This is a genomic window from Paenibacillus sp. FSL L8-0644, assembly GCF_038008165.1.
In the GTDB taxonomy this organism is placed as follows: Bacteria; Bacillota; Bacilli; order Paenibacillales; family Paenibacillaceae; genus Paenibacillus; species Paenibacillus polymyxa_D.
Genome location: NZ_JBBOYN010000001.1, coordinates 593,726 through 610,407, shown reverse-complemented (window position 1 = coordinate 610,407; position 16,682 = coordinate 593,726). Strand labels below are relative to the sequence as shown.

Here is a 16,682-nt window from a genome sequence, read left to right as displayed (position 1 = left end):
ATATATAGCAATAATTAGAAGTGAACAAGAAAAATTGAAGCTGATCGGAGATGGGGCGTATGCACTCCGTAGCTGTCTATTATTGCATTAAGCAACGGGCAGGGGGGATAGTTAAACAAAAATTTCGAGAAAGGAAGAGTATAGTGGATGATAAGAAACGCAGAATTTAAGAATAGTTATGCAGGATGGCGAGAAGTAGAAATAAAGGATTCCTCTCTAGGCATTACATTTCCCATGATGGTAATGTATCCAACGAACGAACCCGAACAAATAGAGCGATTGGGTCCATACCAGTTAGAGTTGGCGAGAGAGGCAGGGCCATCGGAAGGAAGGTTCCCTTTGGTTATCATCTCTCACGGTACTGGCAGTACACCGCTTGTGTATCGGATTTTGGCGCAGTATTTAGCACGTAATGGTTTTATTGTCGGCATTCCAGAGCATCCATTTAACAATCGAAATGATAATAGTCTGGAAGGGACTGCCCAGAATCTTATCTATAGACCTAGACATCTTAATATGGCCACCGATTGGTTTTTCGATAGTATGCTTTTCAAGGACAATTTGATAAGGAATGCTGTGTCGCTCATTGGACATTCCATGGGTGGTTATACGGTATTAGCAGCGGCAGGTGGCGTGCCGACTTCTTTTCCTCACGAGACCTCGGACGGAAAGCCCCAGCTTATAGAGGTTACACCAGATTACCGAGTAAAATGCCTCGTTTTACTAGCGCCAGCGTCGGTCTGGTTTCGAGCTGAAGATAGCTTGCGTACGGTTAATCTACCTATCTTAATGATGGATGCAGAGAAGGATCAGTACACTCCTTCTTTACACGCGCGTATAATATTGGATGGCGTGCTGGACCCTAAGAAGGTACAATACAAAACAGTAAAAAACGCCGGACATTTCTCCTTTCTGAGTCCCTTCCCGAAATCGATGAGGACTCCAGCCTTTCTCCCATCGCAAGACCCTCCCGGCTTTGATCGCGAACATTTCCATAGGGGACTTAATGCTGACATATTGGATTTTCTATATGCTCATACACGTTAGTTGGATGACAACAGCGGCTGTCTAAGACTTTATCTTTCAAGTCTTGGTCCGCCGCTGTTTGATTTTTTGTTCAGTCTAAAGCTTTATTTCCACTGGATATTTTACAGAAACTGTGTTCTTTTGGCTGGGCTCTCTCAGTGCATGATTTCTCTCTTATTCACCTTAACACCTGATAAGGATTGATCAAACATATCGAGAATAAAAAGGAACCTCTCAGCTTCACGAAATACATGATCGGCTAATAAAGGATGGATAATGCTTTTTATTCGGCACTCGTCGATTAAATCACGCGCTGTTTTCTTAAAATCACGCAAGGACTTCACAGAGACACGGTTCTCATCAACAAATTGACTCAGGAGTGGAACGGTTTGTGACTGTGGTCGCATATGACTTAGGTCAATCGCTTGAAACATTAGCATATCAAAATCATTACTAAACTCCCTAGCTTGTTCAACCAGTTTACGTTCGGATGGATCAAGTAAATGGCCTATAAATTTTGCGTGATCGGCCATGATTTTTAAGAAAAATACATTTTCGTCAATAATAGCATCAGGTAAGGGTTCAAGTGTTCCTGAATTCAGTTCTCCTAAACGGTTTCTGAAATAATTTGCTTCCCGACTTACGTGATCTACCAGTAAAGGAAAATTGGTTTGTCCAGGAAGCTTGCATTGTAATATAAGGCCCAGTACCATCCTCTTAAATGCCCAAATATTCGTCGCCGCATTCTGAACTTCCGTATTAAACTCTTTGATTGTATAAGGATCTGTCTTGTTATTAAATTCATGCGACCTTTTCTCGATATCCTCGAAAATAGCGTAAAACTGATTGGCTTCTGTTTTAAGTTGAGTATCTTCCGCTCTAAAACCTAACCCCAGAAAAAAGGAATGCTCCTTCATAATCCTCGACCAAAATCGTATTTCATCTAATGAGCGCGCTACGAATGCATCCAATCATATCCCTCCTCTATGTGAGCAAAAAGCACTTACTTAGTCATATGGGATATGCCAGGTCATTATGAATGATGAAGTTCCAAATCTCATACAAATCTAATTTTGAAGTTGAGCTATTGTGACTCGTAACTCTGTTGCCTTATTTATGTACCTGAAATATTTCTTCATACTGGCTAATGACCGTCAAAGTTATTAGATCTTTTAGAGTTTTCTCCTTTTTATACTTTCGACGACCTAGGTTCCCCTGAAACAAATTAAATTCCATAATAATACTCATATTTGAATTTATATCATTTAATGTTTGGACAATTCTCCCATTCTAGTTCTATAATTCACTTGTTATTACATATATTTAGGAGGAAGTCATGAACAATATTATATTCAAAAAACTAGGAACAATAGTGTTAGCCCTTCTCATTGGAGCTTCGGTGTTCTCATTGTTCCCTACCGTTACAAAAGCTGAGACTACAAATGTGACTTGGAAAAACGGGTCTGTAGTAACTACTCTTGATGGGATTTCAACAAGCGACAGAGCGACAGTGGGGAAAACAAATGGGAAATGGTATTGGGAAGTGAAGGTCAACAATGTTGCTTCATTCGTAGGAATAACAGGTGAATCGGACAAACAATATCAAGCATTTTATGGGGCTAGTGGTGAAATTTGGAATAACATCAAATCACCAGTAAAGCTAGCCTACAATTATGGTTTTGGAGTTGATTACGTTATCGGCATTGCATTGGACTTAGATAACGATAAAATAGTTTGGTACGCTAATGGGGTTTCACGCGGAGCTAATTCCATTAAACCATCTGAACTAGAGGGGTCACAGATTTTCCCTGTGGTTTTAAGTGGAACTGGTCAGAAAATAGCTTTTGAGGCTAATTTCGGAGCAAGCGATTTTAAATATCCGATTCCTGAAGGATTTTTACCTTATCAAGATTCGGGTACATCTACAACACCTGATCCATCTACAAAGCCTGACCCGTCTACAACACCGGATCCATCCACTAAGCCCGATCCGTCTACTACACCGGATCCATCCACTAAGCCCGATCCGTCTACTACACCTGATCCATCTACAAAGCCTGACCCGTCTACTACACCGGATCCGTCCACTAAGCCCGATCCGTCGGATACAGATGGGGCCTCCCAACCAACTGGTGACCGCGCCATTCTGACTGTAACGATGGACAATGGATTTGATAAAGAATTCGATTTGAGTAAAAAAGAACTCAATGCCTTCATCGCATGGTATGACGCTAAAGATGCTGGTAGAGGTGCTTCTTTCTTTGCCATTGACAAACATAATAACAACAAAGGTCCATTCAGTAATCGCAAAGACTACGTAATCTTCAACAAAATTCTCACATTTGAAGTAAGCGAATATTCAACGAAATAAACATATGAAGGGCTTCATGTCGGCTAACATGCCGATGAAGTCCTTCTTTACATTTACTCTAATCTCGAGATCACGCCTAAACTGCTATACTGGACGATACATTTTTTCTAGACTAAAAGTTTGCAAATCGTTTTTTAAACAAAAAAGCACGGTTTCCAAAAAGCCTGGAAGCTGTGCTTTGCTTATGTATTCAACCCTAATATTCGATAATAAAGGTAACAAGATAAAATGAGCAACTACCTCAACCGATGAGGATACTCACAGGAGAATTCGTCATGTTAAAAAAAGCTCTACTCATTGCTCTACTTTCTGTAGCTCTAACAGCTTGTGGAAGCAATTTCAAAGAAGCAACGACAAGGTCTGGGTCTTCAAGTACATCCTTTGCTACTGAACAAACAGCAAGCAATGAAAATACTGCTCAGCAAGCTTCTACAAATCAGGTCACAGATAAACAATATTTATTTGCTGAATTCATGAAAGATGGAACCCCCATGTTAACAGAAGATCAAGCTTCTATGGAACAAACGTCTTATGACTTCATTGCTAAAAACAGTGACTTATTTCCTTCCACAGATAAAAGCAAAGTCATTAATCTAGTAGACAAATCCGTAACAACAAAACACTTAAATAAAAATTTGAACTTATACTTAAACAAATTTGTAAAAATAAGCGGCGATGTAATAGATATAGAAGAAGATAACATTCCTATAGGAACAACGGCTATCGTTTATATTAGTGATGAAAATGATAATACAGTAATGGCAGTTTATCCGGGAGCAAGTGGGGAAATTTTTGAAGGAGACGTTGCTACAGTTATTGGAGTTCCTATCGCTAATTTTTCATATGAAAATATTTCAGGTGGCTATACGAATACTACACTGTTAGCAGCTTCTTTTCTCACGAAAGAAAATCAATAAATTTTAATCATGCAAGCCCTTAAGCGAGTATTCAACTAAATACACAACGATAGAGACTCTATCCGGCTAAATAAAGTGATTAGGAAATTGTTCAAATGCAAAAAGCTCTGCCGACCCATAAGGTTAGCAGAGCTTTTTATCTAATCTAATTTCGGACAGAATGAAAGAAGGTCGTTCAACTTGATTGATGGGTCATTATCATACAATTCTTTTCGCAAAATTAAACCCAACATGATTTAAGGATGATAACCAAGAGGATATAGAGCACCAAAATAGCCGCTGTAGAAGTCCACACACCGCAAACAGCTGCACCTGCACATCCGCTCATAGCTTTAGCCCTCCTTTATTTGTCTTCATCTTAATATATGTGTAAATATGTTTTATGACCGGGCATTCAGGTAAACATAAAAAACACTCCATTTACGCATGCCAGCGGAATATTAGGATACTTTCCGATCGCGTGCTGATATCTTTGTTAATATGGAAGATGAGATATACACCGCGAAAAAGCCATGCTTAATAGTTCCTGATTGTAAATCTGATACTTACGGTTTTGATCTAACACCCAATTTGCAAATCCCACAGCTTTAGTGTAGCAATTATAATCATAGGGATTAATTTTAAACTCAAGAATATTCAGCATCATCTGATTCTCTTCATCTGATAATTCCAAGCCCAACTGGCTAAACTGTCTTTGACGAATTCTCCGAGCGGTGTCGTCTTGTATGGCTCTGTGCTGAATGGACACTTGTCCTTTATGTTGACGATAATATAATAAGCTTATGGGGAGGTTTGCTATTTGTACCTGAGAGGCTAATCGGTTCCACAGTTCGTAGTCTTCGGCATGAGGATAACTACTATCATATTGAATGTTTAGCCGATGTATCATGCTATTGCGTAATATTGTAGCAGGATGGCAGATACAGCAATGAAATAACAACCATGTTCTAATTTCTTCATGACTAGCCGGATTCACCTTAAGTGCCCCTCCACTAGAAGTAGTAAAAGCAGCACCACATACATCAATTAAGGGATTTTGATCCATGAATGATATTTGCACATCCAATCGATCTGGAGTAGAAATATCATCGCTATCCATACGAACGATATATTCACCAGTTGCCCTATTGAATCCCTCGTTTAAAGTAGCAACCAAACCTTGATTGGTACTATGGAATATTTTAACCACTCTAGGATCTGTTATTTGTGAAATAACAAAAGCGGATCCATCTGTTGAGCCATCATCAATAATAATCAATTCAAAATCGGAATAGGTTTGAGCTAATATACTGTGGATTGCTTCCCAAACAAAGGACACAGTGTTATAAACTGGCAGTATAACTGAAGCTCGTGGCACAAGAAGTTCCCTCCATTCTACATTTTAAAATTAGAAAATATTATTTTGCATAAAAGCCAACTTCCCTATTTTTCTCGAAAACTATTTCTTCGAATGTTCATGCTCCAAGTATATGTATTGAAATATATTTTGAGGCGGCTTCTCGGTAAAAAAAGCTTTCCATAGCCACCCTTTGGGGTATTTATAGAAAGCTAATCTGCTTTGCAGCGTCTATAGCGCTCACTTAAAATTTTTCAGGAAACTGTTTGACAATGCCTTCTGTCAGAATGTCCGCTAAATGAATCATATGGATCTCGTTTTTGTCGGTTGCTGCAATCCCCGCTCTCCAATCTCCTTTGGTATAGTCAAGGACTAATTCCGTAATCAACTGAAGGTGCGTATACAGCATATCTTGTAACGTTTTAAACTGCCAGTTCGGATTCGCATCACTTAAAAATTTGGCGATATCGTCGGCGTTTGTATGCCAATCCGCCTCTAGCTTTTTCACATCCGCCTGATTGCCCGCTTTGGCAGCCGCTACAATTTTGCCTGCGATCAGAATATGCTCCCTCAGGAGATCAGCCAGCTTATTACCAGCGGCTTCCCCATAATAAGGCTTGATCAGATTGCCTATATCCTGCTGGTTCCGTAAAAGCCTGTCCAATACGTCCTTCTGATCTTGAAGATTAGATATGGCGCTGACAATATAGTTCCTCGTCCATATCGTATGGTCGATCCATACCTTCTGCATATCGCCTTTCAGTTGCACCATTTTGGAACTTAGGCAAGCAGAACCCTTCTCCTCCCCTACCTTCGCTTGCGCGATACTAACGGAGTTATGCTAAAAACGAGCGCCAAGGTTAACGGCAACAGCCATTTGTTTTTCAATTTTATCTACTCCTCTGTACGTTTGGAATAAAACAGGCTGTCTTATTATGGTTGAAATATCCGAAATTTTATACAGAGGATTAGTGATTATCTACAGCTTTCCATCATTGTGGGAGCCATGCGCGCTCAAGTAGTAACAAGACGAGACAGTTGCCTTAATGGTTTCTAAAATACTTATCTTTGTATCTAGCAGAATGATGATCTTTGACTTGGTTCCACTCTTAAGAATTCTAATTGCTGCTAAAAACTCTCAAGATATGCATTATCACATTAGTTAGAAAATTGTTTCAATGGAACAAATAATGAAAGAAAATAACAGGAAATACCGATAATATGTATGGCAGATAAAAAGCAAATACCACAACCGATGTGGATATATGAGAACATTTAATAAATGAAAATAGTAAGTGTATAGAATTAAGTTCTAAATAACATAAGGAGAGTTAGAATGGAATATATGATAGAAGTATTCATGGGCTTGTTTGCACTAATTCTTATATTATATCCTTTCAAAGTACTGGTACGATGGTTATTAGGATTCTTAAATTTTAAAAATGTCGTCACTTCCTTTATTACTTTTGGCACGCTTGCATTGTCGTATCTAATATTTATTACAGTTAGATCACAATCAATAGAGGATATATTAAAAGGAGCTTCGATTGCCATACCTGTTTTTGTACTATACTTAATAATTGATCTTCAAAAAAGTAATGAACATAGTAAATTTATAAAATTTATTCATCATCTGGCGGTAAGGATTATTGTCTCTGTCTTTACTTTTATTTTGGTTTTGTCTTTCTATTATCAACAATTAGATGACATTTTCTATATAAAGTCACTTTTGATTGCTATAGTTTATATGTTCGTCATTCTTAGACGGAGAACTAAGAAAATAACAAGAAAAGTTAAAAATAACGAAGAGAAGGAAACTGCATTACCCACTACTCCATAAAACAGAAAAGATACCCTGACGTTTTAAGTAGCGGAGTCCTTTCATTTACTCTAAATTCACATTGATCACGGAAAAATAAGATTAGTTAATCTTAATAGCTATTCGGTGATCGGTGTGTTGAATCTAAAAGTAAACAATCCCCGCTAACCAAGTATGGTTAGCGGGAATTGTTTAGTTGTTTTTGAGTTGTTGTTTACGATTATCTTTTACTGTGGTTTTCAGGCTCGCGACGTTTTAAACCTGCCAAGCCAATTAATCCCAACAGGCCAAGCCACCCCCAATTATTATTATTATCGTTATCATTATTATTAGTAGTAGTTAGCATTTGTGTTCTACCATTGTCGTTTGTGGCCATATTGTTTTGACTGTTTTCAGCAAATGCTACTGCCGCTCCAAAGCTTGAAATCATTAATGCAACAACAGCCATTATCTTCATTTTTTTCAACATACCTAAACCACTCCTTTAAATTTGTGTTTGCAATCAATTTTTTAATGTATTTAGCATGCCAATTGAACTTATTTCTTATACACACATTAAATCTTCACTACTGGGAATCATAAATTCGTACATCATTAAAATTAAAAAGGAGTGGTTTTTATAATGGGTATCCTAAGCGGGAATCCAAAAGACGAGCCCATGCATTACGGAGAAGTTTATAGTGTATGGCAGTTTTCAGCGTTAGCGAAAGGCAGCGTTTCATTTTACCAAGCATGTTTAAACCACGCAGGAGACAAAGAACTCAAAAAAATACTGGATGATCTTATTGATCAAGCTAAACTGGAAATCCAAGAATGCGACGCAATGCTTACTGATAATGGGATTGCCCCAGCTCCTATTTTGCCTGAAAGACCCCCTGTGAAACTTGAGGATATCCCGGTTGGTGCAAGGTTTACTGATCCCGAAATCGCAGCTAAAATCGCATTAGATACCTCTGTAGGATTGACATCTTGCAGCCAAGCTATGGGTCAATCCATTAGAGAAGACATCGGGGCTTTATTTGCGAAATATCATCTAACTAAAACTGCTTTGGGAGTTCGTATTTTAAAAATGAATAAAGAAAAGGGTTGGCTAATACCTCCCCCTCTTCAATTAAAAAGACCTGAACCCGTTAAAGCCTAAATTTCCAGTACGATTCCTCAACATACTGTTCCCCTTAGATTGTTCAACAAAAATCCCCGCCGACCAGTTAAGGTTAGCGGGGATTGGTTTTGTTACGTTTAAGCACCTCCGATGGTAACGTAAGGCTGAATACTATTGTGGTGGTTAAGGGCTTGATCCGGCACAGTAACAATAAACAAAAAGCTAGCCGCGATGATTAGCAGTACCATTTTTTTCAACATTGGTCATCCACACCTTTTCCATAAAATTTAAAAATGCTGCTTTGGTTTCAGGAGTCGCATAATCCCGAAAATGTAAAAACAAACCCAAACAGTTTATAAAACAAGTCTCATTATTTAGTGTATGATAACTTACTAATGAATACATCAAATGTTTAAAACCATCAATGTAAGAACCTCGATGTAAATAATAATAAGATAACTCGTAACCAAACCACGCGATATAATCCGGTATCACTTGTTGGGTATACATATCATCTGATGATAGTTGCTGTTGTGCAAAAGCATTTATTTCGGCTTCAAATTGCTGAAGTATACCTTCTACATCTATACTATATTGGTTTGCTGAAATTATAACATTCAACAGTTTTGAGATTTTCTCATTCTCGTTAGTGGCGGATGTTGCTGCAATATATTCAACATAATCTTGAAGCACACTTATATCTCCTGACAACAGTTTATATACGTAAGTATTACCTTCTGCCCAACTTTTGAACAAGCTAATCCAGTGTTGAGTATCGTCGTCAGTCTCTTTAACCCAATCTAGATTAGCGTAGGTGTATGTATATTCTAGAGCTTGTTGATAGTTGCCTTGAGCTTCACAGACACTCGCACACAATAAATCGGCATAAGAAATGTATACAAACAAGGGACGAGTTAGCTTCTTAGTAGATTCATTACGCTCTCGACTCTTCTGTTCATGTTTCAAAGTATATTGGATTTCCGCTTTATCTCTCATTTTTCGGGCTAGTTCATCAACCTTGTCCCATTTACGTAAAGACCTATATACGTTAGCCAAATCCTTCAATGCGTCAAGCTGATCTAATTCATCTAGTCGCTCGACATAAGGCTCAAACAGTATAGCTGCCTTGATATTTCGGCTTTGATCATCTCCAATCTGAATCGTGAATATGCGATATTGACAGATGGCTAAACGTTCAGAATGTTGGTACTTCTCGGCTTCAGCTACGCCCTCATAGAGCAGCAATGCAGCATCATTTCGTCCCTGCGCTAATAACATTTCTGCAATCTCAAATAGTTTGGGTGAATAGAGTAGATTGTCCATGATGGTTCCCACCACTTGACGGATCGCGCCTAACTTGTCCAACTCCGCACAGCGAAACAAAAACGGCTCGATTCGCCTCATATTCGGTGGGGTGTCGATGATGTAGTTTTCTATGAATAAATCGTAAAAGTAGCCCTCCGGTAAACCCATAGCTTCAGTAATTAGGTCAAGCTGGTTAACAGACATAGACTTATTCCCCGTCACAATAGCGCTTACTATTCCCCTATTCATGCCTGCTATATGCCCGAATTGCGTTAGACTCATGCTCTCTTGTTTTAAGTATTTGTCTAATTCTGTTCGTATCGTAGGTGTATGCTTCATGCCATAGCCACCTTCCGCTTAAATATTCCATATTTTTTAAAAACTAACTTCATTTTTCACCAAAATTGACCATCTGTCAATATACTATGCAACTAATGTAAGAATTCGGCCTTTAGCATGAAACAAAGCAAAAAAACTAATTATATTTAGCATAATAATCCTACTAAAAAGACCTCAGCGTAGAAGATTGTCCAAAGTCACAAAAAAGCGCGACCTCCAAAAAGCTTGGAAGTCGCGCTGTGCTTGAGTTTCATAGAATGCTGGTGAAGGGAATTGAACCCCCGGCATACGCATTGATGCCTAATGCTCTCTAAAGTACCCTTCTCCGTCTCCTGCGTGCATGATATCTTCTGATTGCGATTCCAGTCCTCCAGAGGACGATATCCTGTAGTGTAGAATTATCCGCCTCCCTGTCTTTATCTCCAGATCCTTCATAGCTGGCATATTACAGCAGCCTACTGAAAAGTTGCAGACTAGTCTGAACGGCGACGTTAAGCTAACGGGTAGGATATTCCAATATGTAGCAAAATTGTACTAAAATGAGTTCGTCTAGGTAAACAAAGGTATCATCTTTTATGTGAAGGAGAGGAGTACGATTATGGTTAGTAAAGAAATAAGGGACATCATATTTCAGGAATATTTCCAATGGGGAAACCACCACTGAGACCAGAGGAATATAAGCATTTAGGAAGTTGGCAGAGCAATCGTCAACAACAAAGAAATTTATAAAATTATGCTACTCAAGTCTCAAGACCTATTCACCAAATAAATTTAAAATTGAATAGATCGTTTTACAATTAACATTGGTATGCGGCGAAGAGGGAATTTAATCGCCCGGAAAAGGTCAGTTGTTCTCTCTCCTATTCAGACATCTTACAAAAGAAGAGCACGTTAAATTACTCAGTCGGGGGAATCACTATTTTGAGAAAGCTATCATTCTTTATTTCCATTATTATGTTGGGTGCAATGTTGTCCGCTTGTTCTGCCATTACATCCACCGTGGATCAAGCGACTGCAGGCGTTACGTCCGGCGAGAGCAAAGAAATCGAAAAATACAATGCGTATGTGAGGCTGAATAACTTGATGACAGGCAGAATCAATGAGGTTCTGGTTCATTATTTCGAGAAGTTCGGAGTGGATACACAGCCTGTAATCGAGAAGAACTTCAGCTTCATCATGCTCGGCGTTGCTGAAACTGAGCGGGAAGTTATTGATAAAGCGAACGGCTATACCGCAAGCCAACCTGCTTTTGCGAACGCAGACCCCGTAGTGATCAAACTGACACCGGTCATCAATGATCTGTTGTCCGTCCTGGACGAAATGAAAGCCTACTATGATACAAAAGGCTACGTGGATGATGACTTCGCAAAAGGAAAACAGCTGCATACCAAGCTGGTAAGTGCCAATCTCGCTTACGAGACTGTCTCCAAACAATACTTCACGGCTATGCAAAAATTGGGTAACGAGCAGCGTCTGGCTGAACTGCAAAAACTCAAGGATTCAGACCAGCAGATCAGGTATAATGCCTTGAAGTTCATGATAGATGCCGAGGCTACGGCCATTGAAATGGATGAGCAGGGTATCACCGCCAACAATGTGCTGCAGCTTGATATGACGAAGTTTAAAGCCAAATACGACATTATGACCGCAGATCTAAGTGCGCTCATGACAATCTCAAAAGACAAGAATCGAGTTCAAAAAGAAGGGATTAACAGCTTCAGTATCAGAAACTACGTTGATTCAGCCACTGAGGCAAAAGCGGCTGCTTCGAAAATTATTGAACGCATCAATAAGAAGGAACCTGTATCTGATTCTGACCTGAACGGCCAGTTCCTGAACACTACGGATGGCACACCTGAGAATTTCAATTATAAGCTAAGCAAGGCAGTCGAACGATATAATGAAATAAATTAAGCGTATCTAACGATAGGGGCTGCGAAAACAAATACGGAGTTCCGGTAACGAACAAGCTCTGCCAACCATAAGGTTAGCAGAGCTTGTGCTTTAAAATCCTCCAATGGTAACTTGAGGGTGAATGCTATGATGGTGGTTAAAAGCTTATCCGGCACATTAACAATAAGATTTAAAAATGCTGCTTTAATTTCTGGAACCGCATAATCCTGAGAGTGTAAAAATAACCAACCTTACTTCTCAAAGCTGGTATTCATCCGAAGAACGTTCAAGAGCAACTTGGACATTCGTCTATCAATGTAACTCTGGATACCTATTCACATGTTCTTCCGAATCTCCAAGAGGCGGTGTTAAAAAACATTGGCGATTCAATTACAGGTGAGAGTATTAGCACTGAAAAACCCACTTTACTAGATTAAAGATTAGAAGAATGGTAGAAAAATGCTCACTCCAACAAAAAAAGCGCGTCCTCCAAAAAGCTTGGAAGCCGCGCTGTGCTTGAGTTGATAGCTATGCTGGTGAAGGGAATTGAACCCCCGGCCTACGCATTACGAGTGCGTTGAAATAGAGTTTTGATGGGTTCTACAAGGCCTCTATAGCCTATCCAACAATAAATAGGGTTCCGTCAGGTATTACAGATATCCGTATTCCGGTAGAAGATTTGGTAGAAGAAAATAATTGAGTAACAAGACGAGACTGATGCCTAATGCTCTTTAAAGTCCCCTTCTCGTCCTACGAGCATGATGATCTTTTGATTGCGATGCTAGCCCTCCAGATGACGATATTCCGTGTGTATAATTATCCCTCCCCATAAAGTTATATTGCTCTAAAGCAAGCAACATAACTTTTATGTCCTCTGTGCGCTTTCCCATCTTTATCTCCAGCCCTTAATAGCTGGCATCTTCGCGGCCTGCTGAAAGCATGTAGAATGAACGGCGACGTTAAGCTAACGGGTGTCATAGCCTAACAATAATCAATCACATCCACTTTGACGGTTTTCACAATCGATTGGAGGTAAAGATCATGATTAGAGCTGCTAAAATATCGTGATTGGCTGCTTTGTTCATTTAGCGCACAGTATATTTATAAAATGCTAAGCCCCAACCGACTGCATCCGGAAGTATTTCGACATGGATTTGACTCCATTGAAAACAAGATGAACGATCAGAAACGTTTGGCAACTTCCTTTGCTTTTGCAATTGCTTTTTCCTTAATAATTGGTGCTTGCTCTAACGATGCCACTCCCTCCACAAAAATGGCCTCAATAGATTGAATTCCATAGAAGTGTAATATCTTTTTTAGATAGCTGTATCCCATTTCAACTGGTGCAAGAGGACCTTCCGAATAAACGGATCCGGAAGCTTGAATGTGTAATGCTTTTTTACCGGACAACAGACCCACAGGACCATTCGTGGTATATCTGAAAGTCTTACCCGCAACTGAAGTCGCATCCGTGTATGCTTTCAACACCGGTGGGATCGAGAAATTCCACATAGGTGAGACGTACACATATTTATCGGCAGCCACGAATTGGTCAATAATCGCTTCATGACGAGCTACTTTTGATTTCTCAGCATCAGTCAGTTGATCGAAAGACAAACCTGATCGAATCTTTCCCCAACCGCGTAAGACATCAGCATCGATTTGCGGAATGTTCTCCTGGTACAGATCTAAATAAACAACTTCATCTGTTGGATTTGCCTTGCGGTATGCTTCAATAAATTCGTTCCCAACAGCGAGACTATAAGATGATTGAGGATCAAGAGGATGTGCGGTGATGTATAGTAGGGTTGACATGATTAAAAACTTCCTTTCGTAATTAAACTAAATATACTTTCTGGATTAATCATATCGTATATATACTATTTGGGAAGTACGCACAATCATGTGGTATAGTATTAAAAAAGGTACTGTAACGGAGGAGAACACATGCAAAAGAACCCTGTCCAATGTCAATTCGTTGTGGCGCTGGATTCAATTGTCGGCAAATGGAAGCCGATGATTCTTTACCATCTATTTCAAGGTGAACCTTTGAGGTTCAATGAATTAAAAAGATTGCTGCCTGATATCACGCAAAGGATGCTTACGCTCCATCTACGCCAGTTGGAGGAGGAAGAGATCGTGAAGCGAGTCGTTTATCCTCAAGTTCCTCCGAAAGTGGAGTACTCCATCACGGAATACGGCATGAGCCTTTCTCCGATTTTGGAAACCTTGCATCAATGGGGAATGTCCCATATGGAGAGAAAGCAGTTCAAAAAAGCGGAAAATGAAGATACAGAATCAGAATAGCGATCATTAAGAATCAAGGAAGGAACTTGTGCCTGTGCAAGTTCCGTAACGAAGCCTGTAAGAATTGGAGAAGTATGTTTTAATAACGCTGAATAGAAATAGCCAATCATTTAAATGGTTGGCTATTTCTTCGTATATCATATATTGTGCTAACTGGAAACTTTAGCTAGCGATTCTGAATAATACTTTGCTCTTTGCGTCCCATAGTATATCTTCCTTGCAAATATCTCAAAACTTTTCATAGAGTTAAGTTAGTAACATTCCAGCTTTCAAATCTTCAATTTTAGAAAACGGAGATTTGATTTTAAAGAATTCCTTATATGTCATTGGTTTTCGGCCAATCAGACGTTCAAGATCCCCAGACGTCTCCGAGAATTCTCCAGTGTTGATTCCTCGCACCCAACCTAATAAGAAATCAGTCATAAGAACAGGCAAGCCATTTGCTACCATAGTGTCTATATATTCTTTTTCGCTAATTGCCTCATAAGGGATATTTATCTCATTAATCTCCGAGAGGGCTTCAGCGATGTCTGCAAATGAGCTTCCCTCGCTGCCACTTAAAGTATATGACTTATTTTCGTGCCCGTTTTGAGTAAGAACGGCTACGTTGGCTGCCGCCAAATCGTCCAGAGATGCAGCGGCTACTTTACCGGAACCCGCTGGTACTCGTACGCCGACTTTAAGCGCATCTCCGAAATACGAATGCATGACTTCAAGATACGGTGGATTCCGCAGTATGGTATAGGCTAATCCGGATGCTTTAAGCGTTTGTTCAGCAAATAAGTCTGACATCGATACTTCGGGCACAATAAGATTTGAATTTTCTTTTCGTATGATCGACGTGAAAACCACTTGTTTGACACCAGCCTGTTTTGCAGCTGCGATGACATTGAAATGTTGCGTATTGCGGTCGGTAAATGCTTGCGCGGAAATAAGCATAACTTTTTCAACACCATTAAAAGCTCGCAGAAGTGAGTCATAATCAAAATAGTCGCCCTGGTGAGCTTCTATACCTTCTTGAACAAACTTTTTGATTTTCTCGGATTCCGGATTACGTACCAATACAGCGACCTGATTGGACGGAACCTTTTTAAGAAGAAGCTCTAGTGTCCTGCTGCCGAGATTACCTGTTGCTCCAGTAATAAGTATTTTACCCATATTAATAACCCCTTTGTACTTTTATTAATGCTTTAATCGTATAACTAGAAACCAATCACAACTTTCCGAATCGTTCACCAGTTTTATGACCATTGCTTGACTGAAAGCCCTTGTTTCACATTCTTATTCTCCAATAAGGTAAATGAGGTATGATATTATGTAAATGTAACAATTGTAGTTACATTACAATCAAAAAAAGGTTATTAACTTACTGTGTAAGTGATAATACTTACCTTTAAAAAAAATTACTGTCTAACATTCGTCAGTGTACTTCCCCATTCACCGACTGGTTCAAGCCAGCTTACGATTCTATCATCAATAAGGTTGGTAAGTGCACCTTCATACTCAGCACGATAAGGTTTAGTAAGTTCGTGTTGAACCCAACTTTCTCTTGTTCCCTGCCAGATCTCATAGATGACAAGATCATCAGAATGATCAAGATCATCGGAGACGATCGCATTGACAAAGGCAGGTTCACTTTTGAAGTTGCTAATCATTGCAAATAGACTTTCACGGAAAGCTTCTTTCTTACCAGGCTTAATTTTAAAACGTATATTGAGAATTATTTGATTGTTGTTTGTTGACATCACTACACACTCCTTTTATTAACTCTTTAATTTTCTTCATGGCCACAAGTCCCATTATGTACTATGTATCACTTTTAAAATAGTACGTACTTTTTGGTTATATAGTAACCAAGAAGTGATAATTGTGATGAAGTAAAGAATAAATTGATTTTTAAATTACTCTATTCTACATTTAATCTCCGATATTCATCCTTTTTCAATGTCTTCTCTGCATAATCCTGACCCCAATCACAAAGTGCTCGCAAAGTGGGTTCAAGTGACATACCCATTTCTGATATTGCATATTCCACTTTTGGTGGAACCTGATTGAACATTGTTCTTATAATCAAATTATTACTCTCCAACTCCCGCAAAGACTGTACTAACATTTTCTGAGAAATTGATGGGATGAGCCTTTTCAATTCACCGGTCCGTTTAGGACCTTTTATTAAGTAGTACAGAATAAGAGGTCTCCACTTTCCGCCAATGACATCTAAGGTTATTTCCAGATCACAATAAAAAGTTTTCAATTGAGAAACACCA

At 39.2% G+C, this 16,682-nt stretch carries 16 protein-coding genes and 2 pseudogenes; 8 read left to right on the top strand and 10 right to left on the bottom strand.

Going from position 1 to position 16,682, the window contains the following annotated elements; all coding sequences use genetic code 11:
- The first annotated feature begins 147 nt into the window (after positions 1-147).
- Positions 148-1,047 (top strand): alpha/beta hydrolase family protein, encoded by a 900-nt coding sequence (locus NSS94_RS02805; RefSeq protein ID WP_318627640.1) that lies wholly within the window; start codon positions 148-150, stop codon positions 1,045-1,047.
- A gap of 134 nt (positions 1,048-1,181) precedes the next feature.
- Here the strand turns inward: NSS94_RS02805 and NSS94_RS02800 are convergent, their stop codons facing one another.
- Positions 1,182-1,997 (bottom strand): DUF2935 domain-containing protein, encoded by an 816-nt coding sequence (locus tag NSS94_RS02800; RefSeq protein WP_039270320.1) that lies wholly within the window; start codon positions 1,995-1,997, stop codon positions 1,182-1,184.
- Positions 1,998-2,362: 365 nt separating this feature from the next.
- Here NSS94_RS02800 and NSS94_RS02795 point away from each other — a divergent pair, with 365 nt between their 5' ends.
- A complete protein-coding gene (locus tag NSS94_RS02795) occupies positions 2,363-3,397 on the top strand; it encodes an SPRY domain-containing protein (RefSeq protein WP_341038603.1) in 1,035 nt (344 codons plus the stop codon).
- Between the two features lie 275 nt (positions 3,398-3,672).
- Positions 3,673-4,314: a hypothetical protein gene (locus NSS94_RS02790; RefSeq protein ID WP_029516017.1), complete on the top strand. Its 642-nt coding sequence runs from the start codon at positions 3,673-3,675 to the stop codon at positions 4,312-4,314.
- Between the two features lie 220 nt (positions 4,315-4,534).
- Here NSS94_RS02790 and NSS94_RS02785 read toward each other — a convergent pair whose 3' ends face one another.
- The 3 genes and pseudogenes from NSS94_RS02785 to NSS94_RS02775 form a co-directional block, all read right to left on the bottom strand.
- The gene (locus NSS94_RS02785) at positions 4,535-4,642 is read right to left on the bottom strand and encodes a hypothetical protein (RefSeq protein ID WP_023986758.1); all 108 of its coding nucleotides are present in this window, start codon (positions 4,640-4,642) and stop codon (positions 4,535-4,537) included.
- A gap of 147 nt (positions 4,643-4,789) precedes the next feature.
- Positions 4,790-5,671, bottom strand: coding sequence for a glycosyltransferase family 2 protein (locus tag NSS94_RS02780; protein WP_029516018.1), 882 nt, complete (start codon positions 5,669-5,671; stop codon positions 4,790-4,792).
- A 223-nt stretch (positions 5,672-5,894) separates the two neighbouring features.
- Positions 5,895-6,538: pseudogene (locus NSS94_RS02775) on the bottom strand (glycosyltransferase).
- 448 nt (positions 6,539-6,986) lie between these two features.
- Between NSS94_RS02775 and NSS94_RS02770 the strand changes: the two are divergent.
- Positions 6,987-7,490 carry a hypothetical protein gene (locus NSS94_RS02770; protein WP_039270313.1) on the top strand — a complete coding sequence of 168 codons (504 nt, stop codon included), beginning with the start codon at positions 6,987-6,989 and terminating at the stop codon, positions 7,488-7,490.
- Positions 7,491-7,689: 199 nt separating this feature from the next.
- Here NSS94_RS02770 and NSS94_RS02765 read toward each other — a convergent pair whose 3' ends face one another.
- Positions 7,690-7,938, bottom strand: a complete 249-nt coding sequence (locus NSS94_RS02765; RefSeq protein WP_340931250.1) for a WGxxGxxG family protein — start codon at positions 7,936-7,938, stop codon at positions 7,690-7,692.
- A gap of 153 nt (positions 7,939-8,091) precedes the next feature.
- Between NSS94_RS02765 and NSS94_RS02760 the strand changes: the two genes are divergently transcribed.
- Positions 8,092-8,610, top strand: coding sequence for a DUF3231 family protein (locus NSS94_RS02760; protein WP_029516021.1), 519 nt, complete (start codon positions 8,092-8,094; stop codon positions 8,608-8,610).
- Positions 8,611-8,793: 183 nt separating this feature from the next.
- On the opposite strand, the gene NSS94_RS02755 is transcribed toward NSS94_RS02760, so the two are convergent.
- The gene (locus NSS94_RS02755) at positions 8,794-10,215 is read right to left on the bottom strand and encodes a helix-turn-helix transcriptional regulator (RefSeq protein WP_039270311.1); all 1,422 of its coding nucleotides are present in this window, start codon (positions 10,213-10,215) and stop codon (positions 8,794-8,796) included.
- A 921-nt stretch (positions 10,216-11,136) separates the two neighbouring features.
- On the opposite strand from NSS94_RS02755, the gene NSS94_RS02750 reads away from it, so the two are divergent.
- Together NSS94_RS02750 and NSS94_RS02745 are read left to right on the top strand one after the other, a co-directional pair.
- Positions 11,137-12,129: a YiiG family protein gene (locus NSS94_RS02750; protein ID WP_340953985.1), complete on the top strand. Its 993-nt coding sequence runs from the start codon at positions 11,137-11,139 to the stop codon at positions 12,127-12,129.
- A 227-nt stretch (positions 12,130-12,356) separates the two neighbouring features.
- A pseudogene (locus NSS94_RS02745) lies at positions 12,357-12,545 on the top strand (tyrosine-type recombinase/integrase); the annotation flags it as partial.
- Positions 12,546-13,290: 745 nt separating this feature from the next.
- On the opposite strand, the gene NSS94_RS02740 reads toward NSS94_RS02745, so the two are convergent.
- Positions 13,291-13,923, bottom strand: coding sequence for an FMN-dependent NADH-azoreductase (locus NSS94_RS02740; RefSeq protein WP_341038599.1), 633 nt, complete (start codon positions 13,921-13,923; stop codon positions 13,291-13,293).
- A 132-nt stretch (positions 13,924-14,055) separates the two neighbouring features.
- Between NSS94_RS02740 and NSS94_RS02735 the strand changes: the two genes are divergently transcribed.
- Positions 14,056-14,415: a winged helix-turn-helix transcriptional regulator gene (locus NSS94_RS02735; RefSeq protein WP_341038597.1), complete on the top strand. Its 360-nt coding sequence runs from the start codon at positions 14,056-14,058 to the stop codon at positions 14,413-14,415.
- Positions 14,416-14,661: 246 nt separating this feature from the next.
- Here the strand turns inward: NSS94_RS02735 and NSS94_RS02730 are convergent, their stop codons facing one another.
- The 3 genes from NSS94_RS02730 to NSS94_RS02720 form a co-directional block, all read right to left on the bottom strand.
- A complete protein-coding gene (locus tag NSS94_RS02730) occupies positions 14,662-15,573 on the bottom strand; it encodes an SDR family oxidoreductase (protein ID WP_341038595.1) in 912 nt (303 codons plus the stop codon).
- A 245-nt stretch (positions 15,574-15,818) separates the two neighbouring features.
- The gene (locus NSS94_RS02725) at positions 15,819-16,160 is read right to left on the bottom strand and encodes a putative quinol monooxygenase (protein ID WP_326080155.1); all 342 of its coding nucleotides are present in this window, start codon (positions 16,158-16,160) and stop codon (positions 15,819-15,821) included.
- A 161-nt stretch (positions 16,161-16,321) separates the two neighbouring features.
- A complete protein-coding gene (locus tag NSS94_RS02720) occupies positions 16,322-16,669 on the bottom strand; it encodes a winged helix-turn-helix transcriptional regulator (protein ID WP_341040381.1) in 348 nt (115 codons plus the stop codon).
- Positions 16,670-16,682 lie beyond the last annotated feature (13 nt).